General features: G+C 62.4%; 21 protein-coding genes and 1 other RNA gene. 11 read left to right on the forward strand and 11 right to left on the reverse strand.

Annotated elements, in window-relative coordinates:
- Window positions 1-449 precede the first annotated feature (449 nt).
- Entirely contained in the window at window positions 450-1382 is a 933-nt protein-coding gene (truB, locus tag E7T06_RS00775; RefSeq protein WP_136363935.1) for a tRNA pseudouridine(55) synthase TruB, read from the reverse strand.
- Between the two features lie 136 nt (window positions 1383-1518).
- Between truB and E7T06_RS00780 the strand changes: the two genes are divergently transcribed.
- From E7T06_RS00780 to rnpB, 3 genes are all read left to right on the forward strand, one after another.
- Window positions 1519-1899 (forward strand): hypothetical protein, encoded by a 381-nt coding sequence (locus E7T06_RS00780; RefSeq protein WP_168733309.1) that lies wholly within the window; start codon window positions 1519-1521, stop codon window positions 1897-1899.
- Window positions 1896-2714 (forward strand): pseudouridine synthase, encoded by an 819-nt coding sequence (locus E7T06_RS00785; RefSeq protein WP_136363937.1) that lies wholly within the window; start codon window positions 1896-1898, stop codon window positions 2712-2714. Before E7T06_RS00780 ends, E7T06_RS00785 begins: the two co-directional genes overlap by 4 nt.
- Before the next feature lie 185 nt (window positions 2715-2899).
- Window positions 2900-3354, forward strand: an RNA gene (gene rnpB / locus E7T06_RS00790) — RNase P RNA component class A.
- A 278-nt stretch (window positions 3355-3632) separates the two neighbouring features.
- Here rnpB and E7T06_RS00795 read toward each other — a convergent pair.
- Window positions 3633-4019, reverse strand: a complete 387-nt coding sequence (locus E7T06_RS00795; RefSeq protein ID WP_136363938.1) for a DUF423 domain-containing protein — start codon at window positions 4017-4019, stop codon at window positions 3633-3635.
- A 336-nt stretch (window positions 4020-4355) separates the two neighbouring features.
- Here E7T06_RS00795 and mraZ point away from each other — a divergent pair, with 336 nt between their 5' ends.
- Genes mraZ through E7T06_RS00815 form a run of 4 tightly spaced genes read left to right on the forward strand, consistent with a single transcriptional unit; the run spans window position 4356 to window position 7600 of the window.
- A complete protein-coding gene (gene mraZ / locus E7T06_RS00800; protein ID WP_136363939.1) occupies window positions 4356-4784 on the forward strand; it encodes a division/cell wall cluster transcriptional repressor MraZ in 429 nt (142 codons plus the stop codon).
- A gap of 34 nt (window positions 4785-4818) precedes the next feature.
- A complete protein-coding gene (gene rsmH / locus E7T06_RS00805) occupies window positions 4819-5844 on the forward strand; it encodes a 16S rRNA (cytosine(1402)-N(4))-methyltransferase RsmH (RefSeq protein ID WP_240740776.1) in 1026 nt (341 codons plus the stop codon).
- Window positions 5841-6263 (forward strand): hypothetical protein, encoded by a 423-nt coding sequence (locus E7T06_RS00810; RefSeq protein ID WP_136363940.1) that lies wholly within the window; start codon window positions 5841-5843, stop codon window positions 6261-6263. Before rsmH ends, E7T06_RS00810 begins: the two co-directional genes overlap by 4 nt.
- Entirely contained in the window at window positions 6254-7600 is a 1347-nt protein-coding gene (locus tag E7T06_RS00815; protein ID WP_136363941.1) for a penicillin-binding protein 2, read from the forward strand. The genes E7T06_RS00810 and E7T06_RS00815 overlap by 10 nt, the downstream gene beginning before the upstream one ends.
- Window positions 7601-7962: 362 nt before the next feature.
- On the opposite strand, the gene E7T06_RS00820 is transcribed toward E7T06_RS00815, so the two are convergent.
- The gene (locus tag E7T06_RS00820; RefSeq protein WP_136363942.1) at window positions 7963-8256 is read right to left on the reverse strand and encodes a hypothetical protein; all 294 of its coding nucleotides are present in this window, start codon (window positions 8254-8256) and stop codon (window positions 7963-7965) included.
- Here E7T06_RS00820 and E7T06_RS00825 point away from each other — a divergent pair.
- Complete coding sequence (locus tag E7T06_RS00825; protein ID WP_136363943.1) at window positions 8255-8950, forward strand: 3D domain-containing protein; 696 nt, start codon at window positions 8255-8257, stop codon at window positions 8948-8950. The genes E7T06_RS00820 and E7T06_RS00825 overlap by 2 nt on opposite strands.
- Before the next feature lie 116 nt (window positions 8951-9066).
- Window positions 9067-10566 (forward strand): alpha-amylase family glycosyl hydrolase, encoded by a 1500-nt coding sequence (locus E7T06_RS00830; protein WP_240740777.1) that lies wholly within the window; start codon window positions 9067-9069, stop codon window positions 10564-10566.
- 390 nt (window positions 10567-10956) lie between these two features.
- Here the strand turns inward: E7T06_RS00830 and E7T06_RS00835 are convergent, their stop codons facing one another.
- The 8 genes from E7T06_RS00835 to E7T06_RS00870 form a co-directional block, all read right to left on the reverse strand.
- A complete protein-coding gene (locus E7T06_RS00835; protein WP_136363944.1) occupies window positions 10957-11340 on the reverse strand; it encodes a hypothetical protein in 384 nt (127 codons plus the stop codon).
- A 201-nt stretch (window positions 11341-11541) separates the two neighbouring features.
- Window positions 11542-14874: a chromosome segregation SMC family protein gene (locus E7T06_RS00840; RefSeq protein ID WP_240740778.1), complete on the reverse strand. Its 3333-nt coding sequence runs from the start codon at window positions 14872-14874 to the stop codon at window positions 11542-11544.
- 159 nt (window positions 14875-15033) lie between these two features.
- Window positions 15034-15576, reverse strand: coding sequence for a GerMN domain-containing protein (locus E7T06_RS00845; RefSeq protein ID WP_168733314.1), 543 nt, complete (start codon window positions 15574-15576; stop codon window positions 15034-15036).
- Window positions 15577-15581: 5 nt separating this feature from the next.
- Complete coding sequence (locus tag E7T06_RS00850) at window positions 15582-16976, reverse strand: N-acetylmuramoyl-L-alanine amidase (RefSeq protein ID WP_136363946.1); 1395 nt, start codon at window positions 16974-16976, stop codon at window positions 15582-15584.
- Window positions 16973-17404, reverse strand: a complete 432-nt coding sequence (gene smpB / locus E7T06_RS00855) for an SsrA-binding protein SmpB (RefSeq protein ID WP_136363947.1) — start codon at window positions 17402-17404, stop codon at window positions 16973-16975. The genes E7T06_RS00850 and smpB overlap by 4 nt, the downstream gene beginning before the upstream one ends.
- A gap of 399 nt (window positions 17405-17803) precedes the next feature.
- Window positions 17804-18532 (reverse strand): SDR family oxidoreductase, encoded by a 729-nt coding sequence (locus tag E7T06_RS00860; RefSeq protein WP_136363948.1) that lies wholly within the window; start codon window positions 18530-18532, stop codon window positions 17804-17806.
- A 45-nt stretch (window positions 18533-18577) separates the two neighbouring features.
- Complete coding sequence (locus E7T06_RS00865; RefSeq protein ID WP_136363949.1) at window positions 18578-18853, reverse strand: hypothetical protein; 276 nt, start codon at window positions 18851-18853, stop codon at window positions 18578-18580.
- A 170-nt stretch (window positions 18854-19023) separates the two neighbouring features.
- A complete protein-coding gene (locus E7T06_RS00870) occupies window positions 19024-19494 on the reverse strand; it encodes a hypothetical protein (protein ID WP_136363950.1) in 471 nt (156 codons plus the stop codon).
- A 352-nt stretch (window positions 19495-19846) separates the two neighbouring features.
- Here E7T06_RS00870 and E7T06_RS00875 point away from each other — a divergent pair, with 352 nt between their 5' ends.
- Window positions 19847-20497, forward strand: coding sequence for a MazG family protein (locus tag E7T06_RS00875; protein ID WP_136363951.1), 651 nt, complete (start codon window positions 19847-19849; stop codon window positions 20495-20497).
- On the forward strand, window positions 20494-21069 hold the full coding sequence (locus E7T06_RS00880; RefSeq protein WP_136363952.1) for a CoA pyrophosphatase: 576 nt from the start codon (window positions 20494-20496) through the stop codon (window positions 21067-21069). The genes E7T06_RS00875 and E7T06_RS00880 overlap by 4 nt, the downstream gene beginning before the upstream one ends.
- Window positions 21070-21082 lie beyond the last annotated feature (13 nt).

Here is a 21082-nt window from a genome sequence, read left to right on the forward strand (position 1 = left end):
TAGCGTTGGTCTTGGCGTGCAGCAGCGTGGCCTACGGGCAGAAGTGGGAGTACGCCCGTTTGTTTTTTGCCTACACCTACCCAGTCAATCCTAAGCTCTCTCTGAGTAAACCCCTGAGGTTTACCGCCAATTGGGAGTCCAGCTGCCAGACTGAGGTCTACACGCAGGACGACTTGAGCAGGCCAAATCCAGCAGGGTTTCAAGCCTTTGTTGAGGAGGTGGTAGGCAAACGAGTTGATGTGACTGGGCCGGGGATCAAGCTCTTCAATGTGCTGGGGCAGCTAGGCTGGGAACTGACGGATTGTGTGCCATACGAGGCAGTTGTGAACCGAGGCTATGAACTTACGAGTGAGTGCTTTTTCAAACGCCCCCTGACTAAAGATTTCGATTCCCGTTGAGTGCTGTAGATCGTCACGGCACTGTCTGGGACAGATTTTTCTAGCTGCCCCTTACGCCCACGCCCGCACCACCCGCAATTCCGCCCCATCCCCGTCCACCACCGCCACCAATTCCCCATTCAGCGTGACCACTTGCCGCCCCTGTGTCGTGTGCTGGGGGCGTTTGCCTTGGCGCAGTTCGCGGGCAAGGCGTTCGTCGGCCTCTAGGCGCGGAAAATCGAGGGCGTCCAAATCGGGAATGCTTTTTGCTTCGGCCAAGTGTTCCAAATCGGCGGCGGCAGACAGGTCATAGCGGCCCACACGGGTTCTCACCAGCTCCGACAGGTGGGCAGGCACGCCCAGCGCCGCGCCCACATCCCGCGCCAACGAGCGCAAATAAGTGCCGCTGCCCACGCGGGCACGCACCAGCAAGGTGGGGAACTGGCCCAACGGGGCGGGAAACGGAAAGGTTTTGCCCTCCGCGTCGGGTATCCAGCCGTGCGGGGTAGGGGAGAAGGCGTGGGGCGCGGCCTCCACACTCTCGTAGATGCCCAACAGTTCCAGCGAATGAATGACCACGTTGCGGGCGGGCAAGTCCAGTGTTCCCCCGGCCCGCGCCACCGCATAAGCCCGCACGCCGCCCACCTGAATCGCGCTGTACTGCGGCGGCACCTGCGCCAGCGACCCCACGAAGTCGGCCAACACGGCCCGCACGCCGTCTTCGGTCAGGGGCGGCACATCGGCGGTGTCGTCTATCGGCCCTTCCGCGTCCAGCGTGCGTGTGCCTGCGCCGAGGCTGATCCACGCCAGATAGTCCTTGCTGTCGGCGTCCATGAACTGCACGACTTTGGTGCTGTCGTTCACGCACAGCACCAGCACTCCGGTTGCCAGCGGGTCAAGCGTTCCTGTATGGCCCACCCGTTTGGTACCCAGCGCCCGCCTCGCCCGGCCCACCACGTCATGAGAAGTCAGGTTCAGCGGCTTGTCTACGGCGATCACGGGCATATGGGGCAGAGGCTATCAGGCTGGGGCTATCAGGGCGGGGGCTATCAGGCCGGGGAGCCGTTGTTAGGCTGAGGGAAGGCTGGTTCTGTGCCCTACTGCGCCCCTTTGCCCCGCCGCCTCCCTTACACTGCCGGGTGTGTTACGTGCTTCTTTCTGGTTGACGGCTGTGGTGTTCTTGCCCCTTGGCCTCCTGTTGTACTTTCTTCCGGCTACCTTGGCGGGCGCGGTGGGCGTATCGCCGTTGTGGTTGGCCCGCGTGTGCGGGGGCATTTTGGCTGTGTGGGGCGTGTTCCTCATAGCGTCGGGGTCTACTTCCAGCCAGCCTCAGGGCACGGCGGTAGGCGGCCTCGTGGCTGGAAACCTGCTGAGCGCCGCCACCCTCGTTCCAGCGGTGATCCGGCAGGGAGAAGGCATGCCCCCCGCCCTCCGCGCCATTTTGCTAGGCAGCGCGGGCGTGCTGACCCTGCTGGCCGTCGCCGCCCTGATCGCCTTTCCTTCCCGCAGGAGCCGCTTATGAATTCAAATGACAATACTACCGAGAAGACCAATGCTGGTGGGAGCAATTCCGGCACCAACGCCGAACGCCTGCAAAAGCGCTTGGCCCGTGCTGGAGTGGCTTCTCGCCGCGCCGCCGAAGAACTGATTACCGCTGGCCGCGTCACAGTAAACGGTGAGGTTGCCACGCTGGGCCGCACCGTGACCCCCGTTGATGAAGTGCGCGTAGACGGCAGTTTGGTAGAAACGGCCACCTCCGAGCGCGTCACCTTCATTCTGCACAAGCCGACTGGCTACGTGACCACCGCCCACGACGAATTGGGGCGGCATACCGTGATGGAAGCCATGCCCAACGTTCCCGGCCTGCATCCGGTGGGGCGGCTGGATATGGACAGCGAAGGCCTGCTGCTCCTCACCACCGATGGCGACCTCACCCTCACGCTGACCCACCCACGCTACGGCCACGAAAAGGCCTACCGCGCTTGGACAGACGGCGAATATCCGCCTACCCAAGAAGAACTCGACGCCCTGATTGAAGGAATCGTGTTGGAAGACGGCGAAGCCAAAGCCATAGACGCCAGCCCTGCCCGTGTGGGCGCGTTCGTGACCATCGGTGAAGGCCGCAAACGGCAGGTGCGCCGCATGCTGGACGCCATCGGCCACCCGGTCATTCGCCTGATGCGCTACCGAATCGGCGGCCTGTGGCTGGGCGACCTCGAACCCGGCGAATACCGCGAACTCAGTGACCGCGAACTGTACAACCTTCAGAACCCAGACCGAGTGCCGCCGCATGTGCGCGAGCGGGATGAGCGGGAAACAATGGGGCGTTGGGGGTAAGGGCGCTTCGCGCTGGGAAGTGGATCGTGGATCGTGGCGATGTGAAATTAAGCTTTAAGGTTGTTGCCAAAGTTTAGACCTAGAAACCCTGATCTTCTTGCCCACCTGCGCTGTTCCCACGTTCTACGATCCACCCACCACGTTCCCGGCGCAAAGCGCCTGCCCTTCCTGCTACACTCGGCCACGCGGGGGAATGCGCGGTCGCGCTCCTCCCTTTCGGGGGCAACTCCTTGAGGGAAAGAGTGAGGAAAGTCCGGGCACCGCAGGGCAGGATGCCAGCTAACGGCTGGTCGGCGAGCAGAGCGCCTGCGCGAGCGCCCACAGCGTGCAGGAAGCGGCGAAGCTGAAGGACAGTGCCACAGAAACCAGACCGCCAGTGTTCTGCCGAAAAGGCAAGGTCAGGGCGAAGACCGAGCGTTGGTCAGGGTGAAACGGTGCGGTAAGAGCGCACCAGACTCTGCGGAGACGCAGGGTGCTGGTAAACCCCATCCGGTGCAAGACCCGACAGTACGCGAGGAGCGGCTCGCTCCATTGACCGTCAGGATGGTCGCACGAGGCGTCTGGCAACAGCCGTCCCAGAGAGATGACCGCTAAGCCCGCAAGGGCGACACAGAACCCGGCTTATAGTTCCCCCGTTCCACTTTGCATTTCCGCCGCCTCAGATCGTTTGGGGTGGCGGAAGTGTTTTTTCTGGGGTCTACAGCATTTGTCATAATAATGACCGAGCGAAGCGAGTGAATTTTACCGAGCAGGACGGAGAATGGAGCCACCGAAAGTCTCTTTTTTCGGTGGCGTAATTCGGAGAACTGCTCCAAGGGTGGCTTGTGAAACTTTGTTTTCGCTCCCTCTCCCTTGAGAGGGGAGGGCTGGGGAGGGGGTGAGTGAGCGAAGCGATTGCCATTCTTAGACCCTAAACCCTTAGACGCCCTTCCCCCTCGCCTCCACCGCAGCCACCACAAACCCGGCAATCAGGAGCGCCCCGCCAATTGGTGTGATGGCCCCCAGCCAACGCTGTCCAGTCAGGGCCAAGACGTACAACGTGCCGCTAAAGATGACGGCTCCGGCCAAAAGAAAGACTGGGGCACGCCGGATGTTGGTCTGCGAACTCAGCGCGATCAGGGCCAGTGCCGCGTACATCTGATAGCGCACGCCGGTTTCAAAGTTGGCGAGCATGGCGGGGTCTAGGCGGGCTTTTAGGGCGTGTGCGCCGAACGCGCCGAGGGCAATACCGAGCGCGGCCAGTAGCAGGCCAGACAAAAGAGCATCTACACGGGCAGAACGTGGGCCAGAAATAGGGGCAGACATGGCTCAAAACTAGCGGGAAAAAGTCCGGCAGAGTGTCCCGTTTCTGGCCCGAAGTGGGAATTGTGGGGGGATTGGGTGGGAAAACAGGGGAAAAGGTGGGAATCTGTGGAAATTCATGGAGATGCCTGTTACACTCCCGGCATCAGCTTGAAATTGCACTCCATGCACGTTTCTGGCTGCTTTATAGCCCAGACCGCCTGAAAGCCAAAATGCCCTCAGGTGGGAAAAGGCTCTGACGCACTCATTCTGACCGTATCTGCCCCCCAAAAAGTCACTCACCCGCCGTTTCAGTTGTGTTGCCCTGAACTGCGGGAAGCCGCGTAGGAAGGAGTTTTGGTGCCGTTTGGAGAATATCCATACACCATCGATGATAAAGGCCGTGTGGTGCTCCCGCCCACGTTCCGCGATTTCGTCGAAGACGGCATGATCCTGACGCGCGGCATGGAAGGCTGTTTGTACGTGTTTCCGCTGGCGAGTTGGCGGCGTGTAGAAGAACAACTGGAGAACCTGCCCCTCACCGACGCCGGATCACGCTCCTTCGTGCGCTTCTTTTATTCCGGCGCGAACAAAGCCCGTCTGGACAACCAATTCCGGGTTTCCGTGCCTCAAACGCTGCGGTCTTTTGCGGCCTTAGAAGACGACGTGATCGTGGCAGGCGCTCCCGGCAGGCTGGAACTTTGGAATCCGGCCCGCTGGGAAGCCGCCATTATCGCCGTGCAGGACAATCCCCCCAACCCCGAACTGCTCGCCAACTTTGTGGCGTAAGAACTGTGTCGCTTAAGAACTGTGTGGCGTAAGAATGCTTGACCCTCACCCTGTGTTTCACCTCAATCCTGCCCCCGTGACGTACTCCATGACTGAAGCTGACCTGACTCCCGACCTCCCCGAATCTGCCCCCTCTGATGCTGTTGACGTTGTTTCTACCGACGACCTACAAGACGATTTAGACCTTACTTTCTCCCATGTGCCTGTGTTGGCTGCCGAAGTGGTGGCGGCCCTTGCTCCCGCCCCCGGCAAAGTGTACATAGACGGCACGCTGGGCGGCGCGGGCCATACCCGGCTGCTGCTGGAGGCGGGCGCTTCGGTGTACGGCATAGACCAGGACCCCTTTGCGCTAGACCGGGCGCGTGAGGCTGGCTTGGCGGGCCTGACCGTGCTGGAAGGCAATTACCGCGATATGGCGGCGCTGCTGGCGGCTGCGGGCGTGTCGCAAGTCGACGGCGTGCTGCTGGATATCGGCGTCAGTTCGTTTCAGCTCGATGACGGCGGGCGCGGCTTTTCCTACCATACCGACGCGCCGCTCGATATGCGGATGAGCCAAGCCGGAGAAAGCGCCTACGATGTGGTCAACGGCTACGAAGAAGCGGAACTGGCCTCCATCATCTACGAATACGGCGAAGACCGCCTGTCGCGCCGGATTGCACGCGGCATCGTGTACGCCCGCGAGCAGTCTCCGATCAACAGCACCGTGCGCCTCGCTGAAATTATCAAGCGGGCCTATCCGGGCTTCAGCAAAGGCATTCACCCGGCGCGGCGCACGTTTCAGGCGCTCCGGATTCATGTCAACGATGAACTCGGTGCCCTCCGCGACGGCCTCAGCGCGGCTTCTTCGCTGCTGGCTCCCGGTGGGCGCTTGGCCGTCATCAGCTTTCATTCTCTAGAAGACCGGATCGTGAAGCGCTTTCTGTTGGGCGACGAGAGCCTGACTCCCCTCACCAAGCGCCCCGTGATTGCCGACGAAGCGGAGCAGGCCAGCAATCCCCGCGCCCGCAGCGCCAAACTCCGGGGCGCCGAGAAAAAGGCTGATTCCCAAGGAGCCGCGTGATTGCCCGCCTGACGATGGATACCAGCGCACCCACTTGGCGGGGCCGCGCTATGCGCTACGTCCTGATTTATATGGTACTGGCGTTGGTGTTGGTGGGCGTGCGCTACGCCACCCACGATGTCCGCGTGAATTTGCGGGCCGCCGCAGACCGCGAAAAAGTACTGATCGCCCAGCGCGACACCTTAGAGGTGCAGGTGCAGACGCTCACCACCCCACAGCGCATCCGCGAATGGGCTTTCACTCAGGGCATGCGCCGCTTTGCCGAAGCGGAACCCAAAATGAACGCCGACATTCCCACCATTCCTCTGCCCGCCAACCTGCCTGCATCGCCGCCTGAACCCAGCAGTGACGCTGGCGTTGGGCTGAAGTTGCCCCCCGTTTCCCAGTCCCGCTTGGAGGTGAGAACACAGTGGAAGTAAAGATTCACAACCGCTCCCGTGTGATGCAGGTGTTGGCGCTCGCCATGTTCACGCTGTTGGTATGGGCCTATGCCCAACTGGAATGGGGCTTGCCGCAGGGCATCCGGCGCACGGTGGTGCAGTCTCGCGGCTCCATCGTGGCTTCCGACGGGTCGGTGCTGGCCCGCAGCGTCAGCGGCAAACGGGTGTATCCGCAGGGCACGCTGGCGGGGCAAGTCGTGGGCATGATGGGCAGCACCGAGGGGCTGGAAGGGCTGGAAGTGGCCTACAACAACTCTTTGGCTGCCGGGGAAGACCTGAAGCTGACCCTCGATCCGCGCACGCAGGCCAATGCGGAGGCGGCTCTCGCCGAAGGGGTCAAGAAGCATCAAGGTGAATACGGCTCTGTGGTGGTCATCGAAACCCGCACAGGCCGGGTGCTGGCCGCCGCCAGTTATCCGCCCTTCAATCCCAACGAGTGGCGCACCTACAGCCCTGATGCCCGCCGCAACCGTCCCTTTTTGGATGTGTTCGAGCCGGGTTCCACTATTAAAGGACTGGTGGTAGGAGCCGCCCTGAACGAAGGCCACACCACGCCTACCACCGTATATGACACGCCTATGCGCCGCTATGTGGGTGGGCGCTGGGGCAGCACCATCGGCGACGCTGTAGATCACCCCAGCCAACTGACCACCAAACAGGTCTTGCGCTACAGCAGCAACGTGGGCATGAGCCACATCGTCGAGCATTTTCCGGCAGCCGACATGCGAAATTATCTGAGCCAGTACGGCTTCGGACAAGATGTGGCGCTTCCGGTGGTCTCCACGTCTACAGGCCGCTTGCAGGCCCTCCGCAAGTGGGACGATCTGGTGCGGGCCACCAACGCCTTTGGGCAAGGCATGAGCAGCACGACATTGCAACTGGCCGCCGCCTTCAATGTGCTGGCTAACGACGGTCTGTACGTGTCGCCCCGGCTCGTGGAAGGCTCTGGCGCAGGCGAGCGGCGTGAGGTCGTGCGCCCCGAAACGGCCAAAACCATGCGCGTTCTTCTTCAGGCCGTTATTGACGACGGAATTTTCCATGCCGCAGGCATCAAAGGGTATGCACTGGGAGGCAAAACGGGTACGGCTCAGGTCGTTGTAGATGGCAAATACTCCAACAGCCTCTACGACAGCGTCTTTGCCGGATTCTTCCCCGCCGACGCGCCCCGTGTGACGGTAGCCGTCATGGTTCACGGCGCAAAACTCGACTATCACGGTTCACAGTTGGCCGCCCCCATCTACCGCGAAGTGGCTTCTGGAATGTTATCTGAGTGGGGAGCGGCTCCCACAGTGGCCGACAAGAAACCAGAACAGTAAGGCGAGCATACGTCTAGCCCAGCCAGTCGCCTCGGCTTTTCTGATCCAAAAACATGCTGTCATCCTTAAACACAGTGTCACTCTCAAATAAAATGTGAGTCTTATGAGAACGCGGAGTGGCCCGAGCCTTGGGTCACTCCGTACCTCATGCCGGAACACTTCTGCTGCACCCGAATAGGGGGGACGAAGGCCGATTTCGGTCTATTGTCGAGCTTCAAACCCCCAAATAGGGGTCTGATGTCATCCTCATCTTATTTTATTATAAGAAAATGAATGAGTAAATTAGAATATATCTCATAAACATGTTCTCGTACCAGTCGCGCTCTATGACTGCCTATGAACAAAATGTCACAAAAATATTTTTATAAATATGAGTTTAGAAAACCCATAATCTCATAAGCCTGCCATTCTGTCCCATTAGGCTCATACAGGAAGAAAGCGGGTTGGCCCTGTGCTGTCTGTTCTGCACTGATCAGTGGGTTGACCCGTTCAAAAGTTGCCTGATCAACATGTATTTCCGGCAGAGTTGCCCCAAGCCCTCGCCAGATCAACTGTTTCGCCAGATCAAGACGCTCAACGACGCACTCACTCTGACTGACCCAGAAAGCCGAGAACCACCACGGACGCGCCCCGTGCCCGTCCGCAGGAGAATCCATGCTTAAAACGCTCAACCGCTTCATTCGGACTGTTGTTATCTTGACCCTCGGCGCTGCTAGCGCGGCCCCCGCTCTGCCCGCCGCGACGTTGGCCGCAGACGCCGTGAAGGACGTACTGACGAGCATGGCCCCTGCTCCAGTCGTCCCGGCCCCCGTGCAGGCCGCTGCCGCCCAACCGACTGCGGCCCAAACGACAGCCGCACAAACCACAGCCGCACAGAACCGGGCAGCCGCTATTGCTCAGGCAAGCCGCGCTGCACCTGCTCCGGCCCGCGCCGCTGTGCCTACGCCCGTTCGCGCCGCGACTCCTGCGCCTACCCGCAGCGTGCCCACCACCGCGCCGCTTGCACAGGCCCCTGTGCGTACAGGCCGCACCGCCATCGTGCGGGCCACCGCCTACAACAGCCTTGCCGGTCAGACCGACAGCTCGCCCTTTATTACGGCTACCGGAACCCGTACCCGGCCCGGCGTGGTGGCCCTCAGCCGCGACCTACTGCGTTCCTTCCCTTACGGCAGCAAAATCATGCTGGAAGACATGAGCGGACGCTACAACAACATGCTGAAAGGCCGCATTTTTGTTGTGGAAGACACGATGGCTGCCCGCAAAACCAACAGTCTCGACATTTGGATGGGCACCCGCAGCGAAGCCATCCGATTTGGCGCACGCACCCTGCGAATCACCGCCATCCGTTAACCCCTCCAACGTTTGAGTTGACCTGTCCTATTTGGGGCAGGTCATTTTTGTTGGCTATTCGTTGATCACTGTAAGGCTAAAGTTCTGGCTTTCCGGCGCAGGCGGTACCATGACCTATGCCCAAGCAGTTTCTATACTCGCGGCCTCTTGCGGGCCTCAGTTTTTCTGTGGCGCGGCGGACGCTGCTGGTATCAGCCCTCTTAAGTGCGCTGGCAACGGCCCAAACTGCTGCCCCCCAGCCCAGTTTCGAGGGCCAGATCATCTATCAGGTCATGCCTGACCGCTTTGCCGATGGCAACACCGCCAACAATGCTGGCGTAGACCGGGCCAATCCGCGTGCGTGGCACGGCGGCGACCTGCGCGGACTGACCGCCAAGCTGCCCTACATTCAGCAGTTGGGCGCGACGGCCCTCTGGATGACGCCCATTTACCGTCAGCAGTCCGGCAATTCCTTTGAAACGGCGGCCTATCACGGCTACTGGCCTGCCGACTTTCAGGACGTAGACCCGCATTTTGGGACGCTGAACGACTTCGATACCCTGATCGGGGCCACCCAGAAGGCCGGAATGCGCGTGGTACTCGATCAGGTCATCAACCATTACGGGTACGCTGCCGACGTGGTGAAACAACAGCCCGCATGGTTTAACGGAGAAGCCGAGTGCGCCGCGACGACCAACAAGGACGTGGACTGCGCGTTGGCGGGTCTGCCTGATCTCAAACAGTCCAGCCCAGAGGTTCAGGCAGTGTTGTTTGGCGCTGCCGATTTTTGGCGCAAGCGGGGCGTAGATGCCTTCCGGTACGACGCGATCAAGCATGTCGAGCGGCCATTTCTGAACACGCTACTGGCAAAAGACCGCGCCGCCGGAACATGGACATTGGGCGAGTGGTACGACGCCGATACGGGCACGGTGGCCGAGTGGCAGAAGGCCGGATTTGACAGCCTGTTCTTGTTCAGTCTTCAGGCCGCCATGCGCGACGCCATCATGAGCGGGCAGGGGCTTGACCGGGTGGCCGGGGTGCTGGCGCGGGCAGACGAACTCCAGCGGCCCGGCGAAGTGGCCCTGTTTTTGGACAACCATGACGTGCCGCGTTTTGCCAACGGCACTCTGTTTGAAGACGATGGACAGGCCCGCACCAAATACGGCCTGCGGGCGCTGATGACCCTGCGCGGCGTGCCTGTGATCTGGCAAGGCACCGAGATCGCCATGCGCGGCGGCACCGACCCAGACAACCGCCGCGACATGCGCTTCGAAGCCGATTGGACGCCCGCCGAACGCAGTGTCTTCGAGGTGGCCCGCGACGCCATCACTGCGCGTAAGGCCAGTCCATCTCTGAGCCGGGGGGCGCAAAAGCTGTTGCCCGTGCCTCTGAAGCTGGAGAGTGACTTGCTCTTGTTTACCCGAGAACTGAACGGCGAACCTGTGTTGGCCGCGTGGCACAACGGTAAAGCCCGTCAGTCGTATTCCATTCGACTCTCGGCGCTGGGGTTGACGGTGGGGAATTTGGCAGCCACCCGCAGCCTCTTCGCGGGGCAAGATGCCAAGGTCAGCGTCAGCGGGGGATTTTTGCACCTAAGTCTGCCGGGGCGGGATGCGGCGGCGTTTGCTTTGAAATAGGGCGTTGGATTGGGGGTTTTGGGGCTTGTCTCACGGTTTTGCCCCACCCCCCAGCCCCCTACCCCACCGGGTAGGGGGAGCGGCGCTCCGCTGAGGAGGATTGATCTTGTCGAATTTTGACTCGGCTAAATCCTTCACCTGAAGCGGAATTGCCAGTCGTCTTGACACTGGAATTGGCCCACCCGCGGCGCGGATGACGGCCTCACACGGACTTGGGCGGGAACGTTGTGGAGTGGAGGTGTCGTGGGTGTTAGCTCCTCACCTTTGAGGGGGGAGGCTGGGACTCGCAGAGCTGCGCCCGCAGAGGGGGTGAATGAGCAACGCGATTGCCCTGCCTTAGACCCTCAGACCTTAGACCCTTAGACCTGCCGCCACGCCGTCATCCAACTCTTACGCCCGCAAAGCAGGCGGATCGGGCAACAGATACGTGGCTTGCGGCTTCCAGCGGCCCTGCGCTTTGTTGCGCGGCACTGGATGTTCCCCCTTGCCAAAGTGCACCATGCGGAAGCGCCAGCGTTTGAAATGCAGTTCTCCCGCTTCGGCGTAGATCAGTTGCACATCTACGTTGGCAGCGGCTGGGTCGGTGTCGGCGGCGGCCAGCACCACAAAGGTCTGCAACGTTCGTACCCGGTACGTTTGGCGCACCTTGCCCACAGGTTGTTTTTTCAGCGGTGTGCCCTGCTTGGGCAGTAGGCGGGCCATTTCGTTATACGCCCCGGCCTGCCAGAGCGTCAGGAATTCGGTGACGGCTTGCTGGGGGGTGTGGGTGTTCATGGCGCAGGATGGCACATGGGTGGGGCCGCCGCCTTACTGCAAGTGGCTTAGGCCAAATGGGGTGGGTACAGCGAAGTGGCCCCACAAGGTCTTGATCTTGTAGAAATTCTTGTACTGCCTGAACGTGTGCATGACGCATCCAGCACGCCTGTCACACTGACCACTCACAAAGTTTAGTCTTGGCGGCCCTCAGCTCACGCTTCACCCCGCCCGTGCGTCCTCCGTCTGCTTGATACTCAGCACCCGGCTCGCCCCACTCGCGTCGGTGGTCACGCCCCAGAGCGCCTGCGCCACTTCCATCGTCGCCTTCTGGTGAGTGACCAGCAAAAACTGTGCGCCCCGCTCGGCAAACAGTTTCAGGAAGGCGGTGAAGCGGCGGATGTTGGCTTCGTCCAGTGGCGCGTCTACCTCGTCCAGCACGGCCAAAGGCAGGCCGCCCATGCCCGATTCGCCGCCCGCGTGGTTCAGCGCGAACAGGAATCCCAGCCCCGCCATCGTGCGTTCTCCGGCGCTGAGTAGGGTCATGGAGCGGGTGCGCTTGCCCTTGGGTTGCACCGCCAAGCGCAGGCCCACCAACCTTCCGGCCTCGTTGCGTTCGGGTTCCAGTTCGCCTATGCCGCCCAACAATTCGGTGGAGTACTCGCGGAAGGCGGCGTTTACTCGGTCAAAGGCGGCGCGGGTGGCGGTGTTTTCCAATTCTTCCAGTTCCGAGAGGTGGGCACGCAATTCGGCCCCTGCGTTCTCGGCGTCGTGCAACTCGGCCCGCAGGCGTTCCAGTTCTGCCGATTCTCCGGCGTGGTCAGCTTCGGCGCGGGCGTTGACTGGCCCCAGTCCGGTCAGGTCGGCTCGGGCGCGGGCCAACTCTGCTGCCCATTCGCGGGGCGTGCCGGGGGGCGTGCAGCCGTCAGGCAACGGTTCGAGGCTGCCCTCACGCCGCGCCATCAGCACGCGCAGGTCGTCTAGGCGGGTTCGCACCTTGTTCTGCTCGGCAATGATGTTGGCGTAGGCCAACGCTGCGGCTTCGCGGGAGGCGTCGGCGCGGGCCAATTCTCCTTCGTCCAGCGTGCCCAACGCGGCTTCGCGGCGGCCCACCTCAGCGGCGGCGGCCAGCAGGTGCGTTTCTTGGGTACGGGTGGCCTCGGCGTTGGCGTGCAGGCGGGCATTCAGTTCGGTGGCGCGGGTGGTAGCGGCGTGGTAGGCCCGCCACGCGGCGTCCAGTTCGCGGGCCAAGGCAAGGGCTTCCAGCGCCTCCCGTTCGGCGGCCCGGCCCGTTTCGGCAGCGTGGCGGGCGGCGTGCAGGTCAGCTTCCAGCGCGTCCGGGTCGGCGGTAGTGGGTGGGGGAGAGGTGGGCACAGGGGGCTGAGGCGCGAGTCGGCCCAGCAGTCGGTCACGGTGAGTGGCTAAGCTGCGAGTTTGGGCGTCCAGTTCGGTCACGCGGCGTTCGGCGTTCCGTTCTTCCTGCATGGCGGCTTCGCGGGCTTGCTGCAATTCGCTGTGCTGCGCGGCACTGGCCTCCAGTCCGGCCTTAACCCGCCCCAGTTCAGCCTCCAGCTTGCCCCCCACCCGGTCAGCGTCTTCCAATTCCGCGTCCAGCTCCTGAAACCGCCGCTGATCGGTCAACACGCCCGTCCCCGTATCGCGCAGACGGCCCCCGGTTATGGCCCCGCCGGGTTCCACCACCTCGCCCTCCAGCGTGACGAGGCGCGGGCGGTTTTGGTGCGTGCGGGCAATGCGGTTGGCGTCGCGCAGGGTGTCCATGATCAGGGTATCGGCCAGAATCGCCTCGCCCACCAGCGGCGGATCGGTGGGGCAGAGGTCGGCCAAGTTGCCGCGCACGCCCGTTTCCCTCAGCAGAGCGGCATCCCGGCGGGGGCGTGCGCGTATCAAGTCCAGCGGCAAAAAGGTCGCCCGCCCCCCGCTACGCTTCAGCTCCTCGATGATCTCGCGGGCATCCTCGCCCCGGTTCACCACGATCTGTTCCAGCCGCCGCCCCAGCGCTGCACCGAGGGCCACTTCGTATTCGGCGGGCACGGTCAGCAGGTCGGCCACCGATCCCACGATGCCGGGATGATCCAGCCGCAGGGCGTTGCGTGCGCCCTCACCGTAGCGGGCGTAGCTGTTCAGGGTGTGTTCCAGCCGCTCGCGCTCGCGGCGCAGGGGCGCGACACTGGCCTTCACGCGGCCCAGCTCGGCCTCTAAGTGGCGGGCATGGTTCTGGGCGTCGGCTCTCGTGGTTGCTAATTCTGAAAAGGCAGTTTCGGTGTGCTGGCGGGCAACTGTAGCGGCGCTGAGGCGTTCTGCTGCCGCCGCCAACGCTGCCTGTGCGGTTTCTAAATTGCCCTCGGCGCGTTCCAGTTCGGCCCGCAACGTTCCGGCACTCGCATCGGCGCGGGCAGCAGTTTCGGCGGCCTGTGCAGCGGCGGCGCGGGCGCGGGTCAGGTCGGTGTCCAGCATGCGGGCGCGGCGTTCGGCGGTTTCGGCCTCGGTACGGGCAGCGGCGGCTACAGCGGTCAAGGCGACCAAATTTGGGGCGGCTTCGGGGGGCGGCGCGGTGGGCAAACTGGCACGTTCGGCGGTCAGTGCCTCTGCCTCATTTTGCAAATGGGCGCGGTAACGTTCGGCCTGCGCGTGGGCGTCGCGGGCGGCCCGCAGAGCATCCAGCGCCCCAGCAAAAGCATCGCGGCGGGCGCGGGCGGCTTGGGCAGCGTCGCGGGCAGTTTCTACGGCTAGGGCGGCAGTCTGCACTTCGGTAGCTAGGGCGGTGCTGCGGGCTTCGGCGGCGGCGGCATCGGCGCTGGCCCCCGCAATCTCACGTCTCAGGGCGTCTTGCCGTTCACGTCTCACCGCGTCTTCCAGCGTCAGCACGCGCAGGCTCAGGGCGTGGTGCGTGCGGGCATCCTCGGCGGCGCGGCTCAGGCGCTTCAGGGCGGTTTCTCGTTCATTCAGCAGCAGGCGCAGGCGCTCCAAGTGCGTATCGGCTTCGCGCAATCGGCCTTCCGTTTCTTGCCGCGCCGTGACCGCCCGTGACAGGCCCGCCGCTTCCTGCACGTAGCCCAGCAGTGTTCGGCCCTCGGCTTGTACCACGCCGCTCACTTCGCCCTGCCCGATCACTGCCAGTCCTCCCGGCCCTAATCCTGTGCCCCGCAGCGCAGCTTGCACGTCGCGGGCACGCACCGGGCGGCCCTGTAAATCCTGCTCGCCCGTGCCGTCGCGGTAGACCCGGCGCAGCAAATTCACGCGGCCTTCCGGCGTGTGCAACTCCAGCCCCACTTCGGCCAGTCCCAGCGGAGCCTTGCCGCCGCTCCCGTGAAAGATCAGTTCGCTGCCCCGCCCCGCCCGCAATTCCCGCGCCCGCGCTCCGTGTGTGGCCCAGCGAATAGCCTCTACCACATTGCTTTTGCCGCTGCCGTTTGGCCCGATGACCGCCGACACGCCCGGCCCAAATTCCAGCCGCGTGCGGTCGGCAAACGACTTGAACCCCTGCAAAGTGATGGCTTGCAGGATGTGTGATTGGGCAGTAGGGGATAGGGTCATCAGTGAAGGGGGTTGGAGGCGTCAGTCTAAGGGGCGAGAGTCGAAGGGTCTAAGGAAGGTCAAGGGTGACTTCCTCTAGGGATCTGGCGGCGGAACAGGCTTATAGCCTAAGCATCAGAACTTATGCGCCACAGCCAATCTCTACTGATCGGCGCACTCTTATTGATCGGCGCAGTCTTGCCGCGTAAACGCCTCACGCAGATCAAGCTGACCTAGTGTCTCTACATCTTGACCATTCACCAAAAAGGTCACGTCCGCGCCCCGCGTTTCCAGCAAGGTGCGCGTGAGGGTACACAGCAACATCAGGTGGCCGCCGCTGCCATATTTCAGGTTTAGGTAAGCGCTGGGCAGGTCTACAAAGTAGTGAGCGCCGCGAATGTACACGCGGGGGGCGGCTGTGCCTTTGGGTACCACAGCCAGATTGCCCGCCGCGCTTGGCCCGCCCGCCCATGCGTTCAGCGCCGCCTGAGCCAACGCGCCGGGGTTTTCCTGCGTGACCTGCACGGTGCGGGTTTCGGCCTTCATGCTCTGGACTTGGGCGTCGCTGTAATACACCTTGACCTTCACGTCGCGCTGCTGGGCCAGTTGCAATTTGGGCGCGTCGGGCTTGGCGGGCGGTTTTTGCACCGTTTGGTAAGCCGTATAAGCGGCGATCAGCAGCAGCAGCGTGACCACATTGAACAAGGAAAACAGACGTTTGATGGCGTTCACTGCGTGGCTCCCTGCGCTGCTTGACCTGCCGCGCCCAACTGACTCGCGTTGTTGGCACGGGCCGTCAGGTAAGTGGCTACGCTGCGGGCCAGTGCTACGCCCATCGCCTGCAAGCGGGCTTCGGTGCCCAAGTTGGCGCGGTCGGCGGCGTTGCCTGTCCAGCCCAGTTCCAGCAGGAGAGCGGCTTGAGGAGCCTCACCCAGCGTCAGCAGGCGCGACACGCTGTCTTGTTTGGCGGTTACGCCGCCGCCGCGCAGTTCGCCGCGTAACAACTCGCTGAGGCGTCGGCTGCCGCCCGAACCGCCCACCACCAATGAGCCGTAAGGCGGCGTGGTTCCGGCCCGCAAGGTGTTCACGATTTGGGCGCTGGCCCGCCCGGTCTGCTCGTACACGGTGACGCCGCCGCGCCCCGTACCGGGAAAGCGTCCCAAATCGAGAGCTAAAAACACGTCGCTTTGGCGGGCCAGCGTCAGCTTTTCATTCAGGCCGAGGGCGCTGCCCGTTTCCCGCGTCAACTTGACTTGCCAGCCCGCCTTTGCCAGCAGTTCGGCGGCGCGGCGGGCCACGTCCAGCGTCACGTCGCGCCCCAATCCGTCTACGCGGGCGGGGTCTATCACGATCAGGGGCCGCGAAATCCGGTCAAGCAGGGCCACCGTATTCCGGGGAATGCCTGGCCCAGCGTCGATGACTACCCGCGCTCCACCCGGCCTGACCACCCGGTACACGCGGTAGCCGCTGCCGGGGGGCAAGGGAAAACTGAGCACCAAATCGTTGCCCTGCGCCTTCACTTCGGCGGCAGGCACGAACGCGCCCCGCGTGGTGTAGCGCCTCGCCTCGCCCTTTAGGCCGCTCAGCGTGACTTGCACGGTGGTGCCGCGCAGTTCGTCCTTAAAGGCTACGTCGCGTGTCAGGTCAAGCACCAAGCGATCTGAATCCTTCCCGGCGCGGCTGCTGACGCCCTGCAAATTGGGCGCGGCCACCCGGAAATTGCCGAGTTCGTAGCTGGCTCCCAGTCCCCTCGCCAGTGTATCCAGCGGCAAATACAGCGTTCCGTTGACAAAGGTAGCGGTGCGCCCCGTGACCCGCAAAGTATCGAGCTGAACGGTATTGAAGGCGGTGGTGGCCCGCTGATTGTCTTCGTCTATGGGCAGCAGCAGCGTGTGGCCGTAGCCTTCCACGCGCACCAAACTGCCGTCTTGGTTGATGGTCAGCAGGCGGCTCAGCACATCGCGGCTGGCATATTCGGCCCCGTACAGCCCGATGCTCTGCACCTGCGCCCCGGCCAGATTGAGGCGCGTGAGGGCCACCTGCGCCCCGGCAATGCCCGCACACAGCAGCGCCGCCGAGAGTAACAAGGGCCGCCAATGCTTGGGAGCAACAGAGAAACTCACAGGCTCCGCAGTTCCCGGCGCACCGTTTTCTCAGCTTCAGCACGGCGTTTGTCGTGCAGTTGTTTGCCGCGAGCCAGCGCCAGTTCTATCTTAAAAACCCGGCCTTTGGCATACAGGCGCGTAGGCACCAGCGTCAGGCCCTTTTGCTCCAGCTGCTTTTTCATTTTCATGATTTCTTGGCGGTGCAGCAGCAGGCGGCGGGTGCGGCGAGGTTCGTGGTTGTTGTAGGTGGCCTGCGTATACACCGGAATATACAGCCCTTCCAGTTCTACATTTCCATTGGTCAGGCGAGCAAAGGCGTCGCGGAAATCCACTCCGCCCGCCCTGATGCTCTTGACCTCGCTTCCGGTCAGACTGATGCCCGCCTCGAAGCGCTCTAGCAACTCGTACTCGTAATGAGCGCGGCGATTCGTGTACACGTGGGGCATTCTAGCAGGGCCGACATGAATTCCGGTTGGGGAGGAGAAACGGTGAGTGGTGAGGGGGCCGGGTTGAGTGGGAAAGGCGTGCTGGCCGCATAGTCTTGGGTCGGATTCGTGCAGACCCCCCAGTCTGCTGCGCAGCCAGCCCCCCTCCCTGCGGGCTCTACCAGTCAAGGGGAGCGCAAAAGCTGTTGTCCTCCCCTCTAAGGGGGGGCGTTGCGCCAGCAACGGGGGGGTTCACACGTAGCGCCAATTTGAGCCGCGTGTCAACCCCCCGGTCTGCTGCATCCCCCTTAGACGGGAGCAAGCAGTTCTGATCACCTCCAAGAACGCCGGATTCAAACTAAAAACCCGCCCCGTACCAGTCCAATCGGTTCCGGTACAGAGCGGGTGAAGTCGGGGAAATTACTTTTTAGGCGGGCGGCTGGGGCGCACTTCGACTTTGCTGGGCAGCGTGCGAGCAGGCATGTTCAGCAGGTCAACCGTGAGCTGTGCGATGTCTTCCGGCTGAATTTTCCAAGCGTCTTTCTGATCGTCGGGCGTGTGGCCTGCAAAGTGCGTGGCGACGCTGCCGGGCATGATCTGGGTCACTTTGATGCCGTGTTCGCGCAAGTCCAGCGTCAATACTTCCGACAGCCCGTTCAGGCCGAATTTGCTGGCGTTGTAGGCTCCGCCGCCTGCAAAGGGGTTTTTGCCTGCCAAGCTGGACAGCGTAAAAATGTACCCGCCGCGCTCCTTCAGCGCCGGAATCGCCGCCTTGATGGTATAAAACGCGCCGCTGAGGTTGGTGTCGATCACGTCTTGCCACTCTTCGATGCTCAGGTCAGCGATGTTGCCAAAGTGGCCCACGCCCGCATTTACGAACAGCACGTCAAGGCTGCCAAACGCCGCCGTATGCGCTTCGACTTCACGCACGAGGGCGGCGGGGTCTTTGACGTCACACACGACGCCGCGTGCGCCGGAGCCGACAGCAGCGGCGGCAGCTTCCACTTCATCGGCCTTGCGGCTCGTTAAGGTCACGCCGTAGCCCTGCGCGGCCAGAGCGTGCGCCACAGCCAAGCCGATGCCTTTGCTGGCTCCGGTGATAAAAGCGCTTTTGGACGGGGTGGTCTGAACAGGAGTCGGTTCGGTCATGGTTGGACGTTAACACGGCGGGCAGGAGGGCGTGGGGCAGGTCGCCTAAGAACGCTTTAAGAACGGGCTGGAGTTGTCGGTGCGGGCTTTCCAATCGGTGCGGTGGCGCAGTGCCGAATGGACGGCCACGAGTAAGGCCACCACAACCGCGCCCAGTCCCGCCGCCAGTAACCCGGTTGCCACCGACACGGCGAGGCCCAGCATCAATCCGACGAGGGCCGCCCCAGCAATCCAGCCCCAACGTTTGGTCAGACTGAGCCAAGCACAGCGCCGCAAATAGGTGTAATTGAGCGTACCGAATACGAAAGTCAAATCTTTCAATCGTGAGAATAAACCAAGCCGTGTTAAAAAAGTCATAAGATTGGCGTCATATTACGCAGAGTTTTTTATAGAAAAGGAATGCAGATCACGAAAATCTTACAATAAATCGGGTAGGGCTGGGCCAGATAGGAAACCGCTTCTCTATCTGGCCCAGCCCTACCCCCTGTCGTTTACGGCAGCTTTTTGGCTACCGTGTCGTACATATAATTCACGAACTCCGAGCGCTTTTGCAGCAAAATGCTGATGCCGAAGTCCTCGCGTGCCGACATCTTTTGGCCGCCTGGCAGCTCGAAGTCTAAGCGCCCGCCGAGTTTGGCCCAAGGCACGAGGCTTCTAGGGGCAATAAACGTAGGTGTGACCAGAATGGCTCCGGGGGTAGCCGCGTCGGTGACGATTTTGGCGGTGGGGTAGCGGCGAGTAATCGCACCTGCCGAGTCGCGCTTCATGGCTTCCAAAATGCTTTTGCGCTGATCGGCTCCCACCAGATTGATGTTGCCTTCCACGCGGGGTTCCAAAATGACGTAAGTGGCCGACGACAATCCGGCGTTCGTCCAACTGGGGGCGGTGACCGGGGTAACAGCGCTGGCCGTTCCCAACGTCAGGGCGGCCAAGAGGGTACAAGACAAAATCGGGTTCTTCATGCCCCTACTCCATCACAGCTTGCCTGACTCACCGTGAACTGGGCGTGAGGGTGAAGGTGGGCGCATCAGGCATGGGCGGGCGGCGAAGAGGTGAAGGGGCAGAAAGTGGCGTTCGATACAGGCAAAAGCAGTGACCTTGCTCTGTTAGGTTGCTCACGTTGCTTCTCACCTTTGACCGGAGCCGGAAGCGGGCGAGCCTAGAGCAGTTCTCCGAATGACGTCATCAGAAAAAAGCCTTCTGATCACTCCATTCTCTGCTTCACAGCTCTTCGAGTCCGTCCTGCTCGGTAAAATTTACTCGCTCCGCTCGGTCATTATCATGACAAATGCTCTCAGCAGGCTAAACTGGGCCATGCAGGAATTGCTGGACATTATGCGCCGCTTGCGTGCCCCAGACGGTTGCCCTTGGGACAAGGAGCAGACCCACGAAACGTTGCGGCCCTATTTGCTGGAAGAAGCCGCCGAAGCTGCCGATGCCGTGACTTCCGGCAACCGTTTAGAGCTGGCGGGAGAACTGGGCGACGTCCTGCTGCAAGTGGCTTTTCATTCTGTCATTGGCGAGGAAGAGGGCACGTTCGCTTATGCCGATGTAGAACGCAGCATCGTCGATAAGTTGGTGCGCCGCCATCCCCATGTCTTCGGGGACGTGACGGCAGAGACGAGCGCTGAAGTGCTGACCAACTGGCAGGCCATCAAGACCGCCGAGCAAGGCGGCAAACCACGCAGCGCCGCTGACCGCGTACCCGCCGCACTGGGAGCTTTGGCCCGCGAAACACAGGCACAAAAGCTGGCTGGACGCCCCAAGCTGCCTGACGACGCTGGACGCTTGGAAGCTCTGTCTGTCCTGCAAGCTGCGCCGCCCACCGAAGCAGGCGTGGCCGAAGCGTTGGCCGCAGTGGTGGCGTGGGCGCGTGGGCTGGGCATTGACCCGGAAGTGGCCCTGCGTGCCCGCACACACGCGGCGTTGGCGGCCTTGCCCGACTTGCTGCCCGACGCCCTATGACCCAACCTGATCCACTGGACGCGGCGCAACTCGACCCTTGGGCCGTGTGGCTGGGTGGGCGTACCCGGCGGCCCTTAGACCTGCCTCAGTACCGCCGCGCCGCCGTGCTGGTGGCCCTGACCCGCGAACCCGATCCCCGCGTACTGCTGACCGTCCGCTCTAGCGAGTTGCCGACCCACAAGGGCCAGATTGCCTTTCCCGGTGGCAGCCTCGAACCCGGTGAAACGCCCATACAGGCGGCCCTGCGCGAAGCCGACGAAGAAGTGGGCTTGGCCTCCCACCTTCCCGAAGTCTTGGGCGAACTCGACGACGTGTTTACGCCTATCGGGTTTCATGTGACCCCTGTGCTGGCGCGGGTGCCCGCCGTGCTTGACCTGACGCCCACTGAAGAAGTGGCCCAGATCATCTTGCCCACGTTGGCCGAACTCCGCGCCCTGCATGTGCTGCGCGAGATCCGGACGCTCCCCGACGGAACCCGCGTGACCCTCTACCGCTACCCTTGGCAAGGGCACGATATTTGGGGCATGACCGCCCGGATTTTGCACGATCTGCTGACGCAGGGGCCGGGATAGATGCTGGAATGTG

Source organism: Deinococcus sp. Arct2-2 (assembly GCF_004801315.1).
In the GTDB taxonomy this organism is placed as follows: Bacteria; Deinococcota; Deinococci; order Deinococcales; family Deinococcaceae; genus Deinococcus.

What these genes read in the sequence shown, in the direction of transcription:
- E7T06_RS00840 (WP_240740778.1), bottom strand. Translation starts at nt 14,874, where the DNA reads ATGACCCTATCCCCTACTGCCCAATCACACATCCTGCAAGCCATCACT.
- E7T06_RS00875 (WP_136363951.1), top strand. Translation starts at nt 19,847, where the DNA reads ATGCAGGAATTGCTGGACATTATGCGCCGCTTGCGTGCCCCAGACGGT.
- E7T06_RS00830 (WP_240740777.1), top strand. Translation starts at nt 9,067, where the DNA reads ATGCCCAAGCAGTTTCTATACTCGCGGCCTCTTGCGGGCCTCAGTTTT.
- smpB (WP_136363947.1), bottom strand. Translation starts at nt 17,404, where the DNA reads ATGCCCCACGTGTACACGAATCGCCGCGCTCATTACGAGTACGAGTTG.
- E7T06_RS00835 (WP_136363944.1), bottom strand. Translation starts at nt 11,340, where the DNA reads ATGAACACCCACACCCCCCAGCAAGCCGTCACCGAATTCCTGACGCTC.
- E7T06_RS00860 (WP_136363948.1), bottom strand. Translation starts at nt 18,532, where the DNA reads ATGACCGAACCGACTCCTGTTCAGACCACCCCGTCCAAAAGCGCTTTT.
- rsmH (WP_240740776.1), top strand. Translation starts at nt 4,819, where the DNA reads ATGCTTGACCCTCACCCTGTGTTTCACCTCAATCCTGCCCCCGTGACG.
- truB (WP_136363935.1), bottom strand. Translation starts at nt 1,382, where the DNA reads ATGCCCGTGATCGCCGTAGACAAGCCGCTGAACCTGACTTCTCATGAC.
- E7T06_RS00880 (WP_136363952.1), top strand. Translation starts at nt 20,494, where the DNA reads ATGACCCAACCTGATCCACTGGACGCGGCGCAACTCGACCCTTGGGCC.
- E7T06_RS00870 (WP_136363950.1), bottom strand. Translation starts at nt 19,494, where the DNA reads ATGAAGAACCCGATTTTGTCTTGTACCCTCTTGGCCGCCCTGACGTTG.
- E7T06_RS00785 (WP_136363937.1), top strand. Translation starts at nt 1,896, where the DNA reads ATGAATTCAAATGACAATACTACCGAGAAGACCAATGCTGGTGGGAGC.
- E7T06_RS00820 (WP_136363942.1), bottom strand. Translation starts at nt 8,256, where the DNA reads ATGGATTCTCCTGCGGACGGGCACGGGGCGCGTCCGTGGTGGTTCTCG.
- E7T06_RS00795 (WP_136363938.1), bottom strand. Translation starts at nt 4,019, where the DNA reads ATGTCTGCCCCTATTTCTGGCCCACGTTCTGCCCGTGTAGATGCTCTT.
- E7T06_RS00825 (WP_136363943.1), top strand. Translation starts at nt 8,255, where the DNA reads ATGCTTAAAACGCTCAACCGCTTCATTCGGACTGTTGTTATCTTGACC.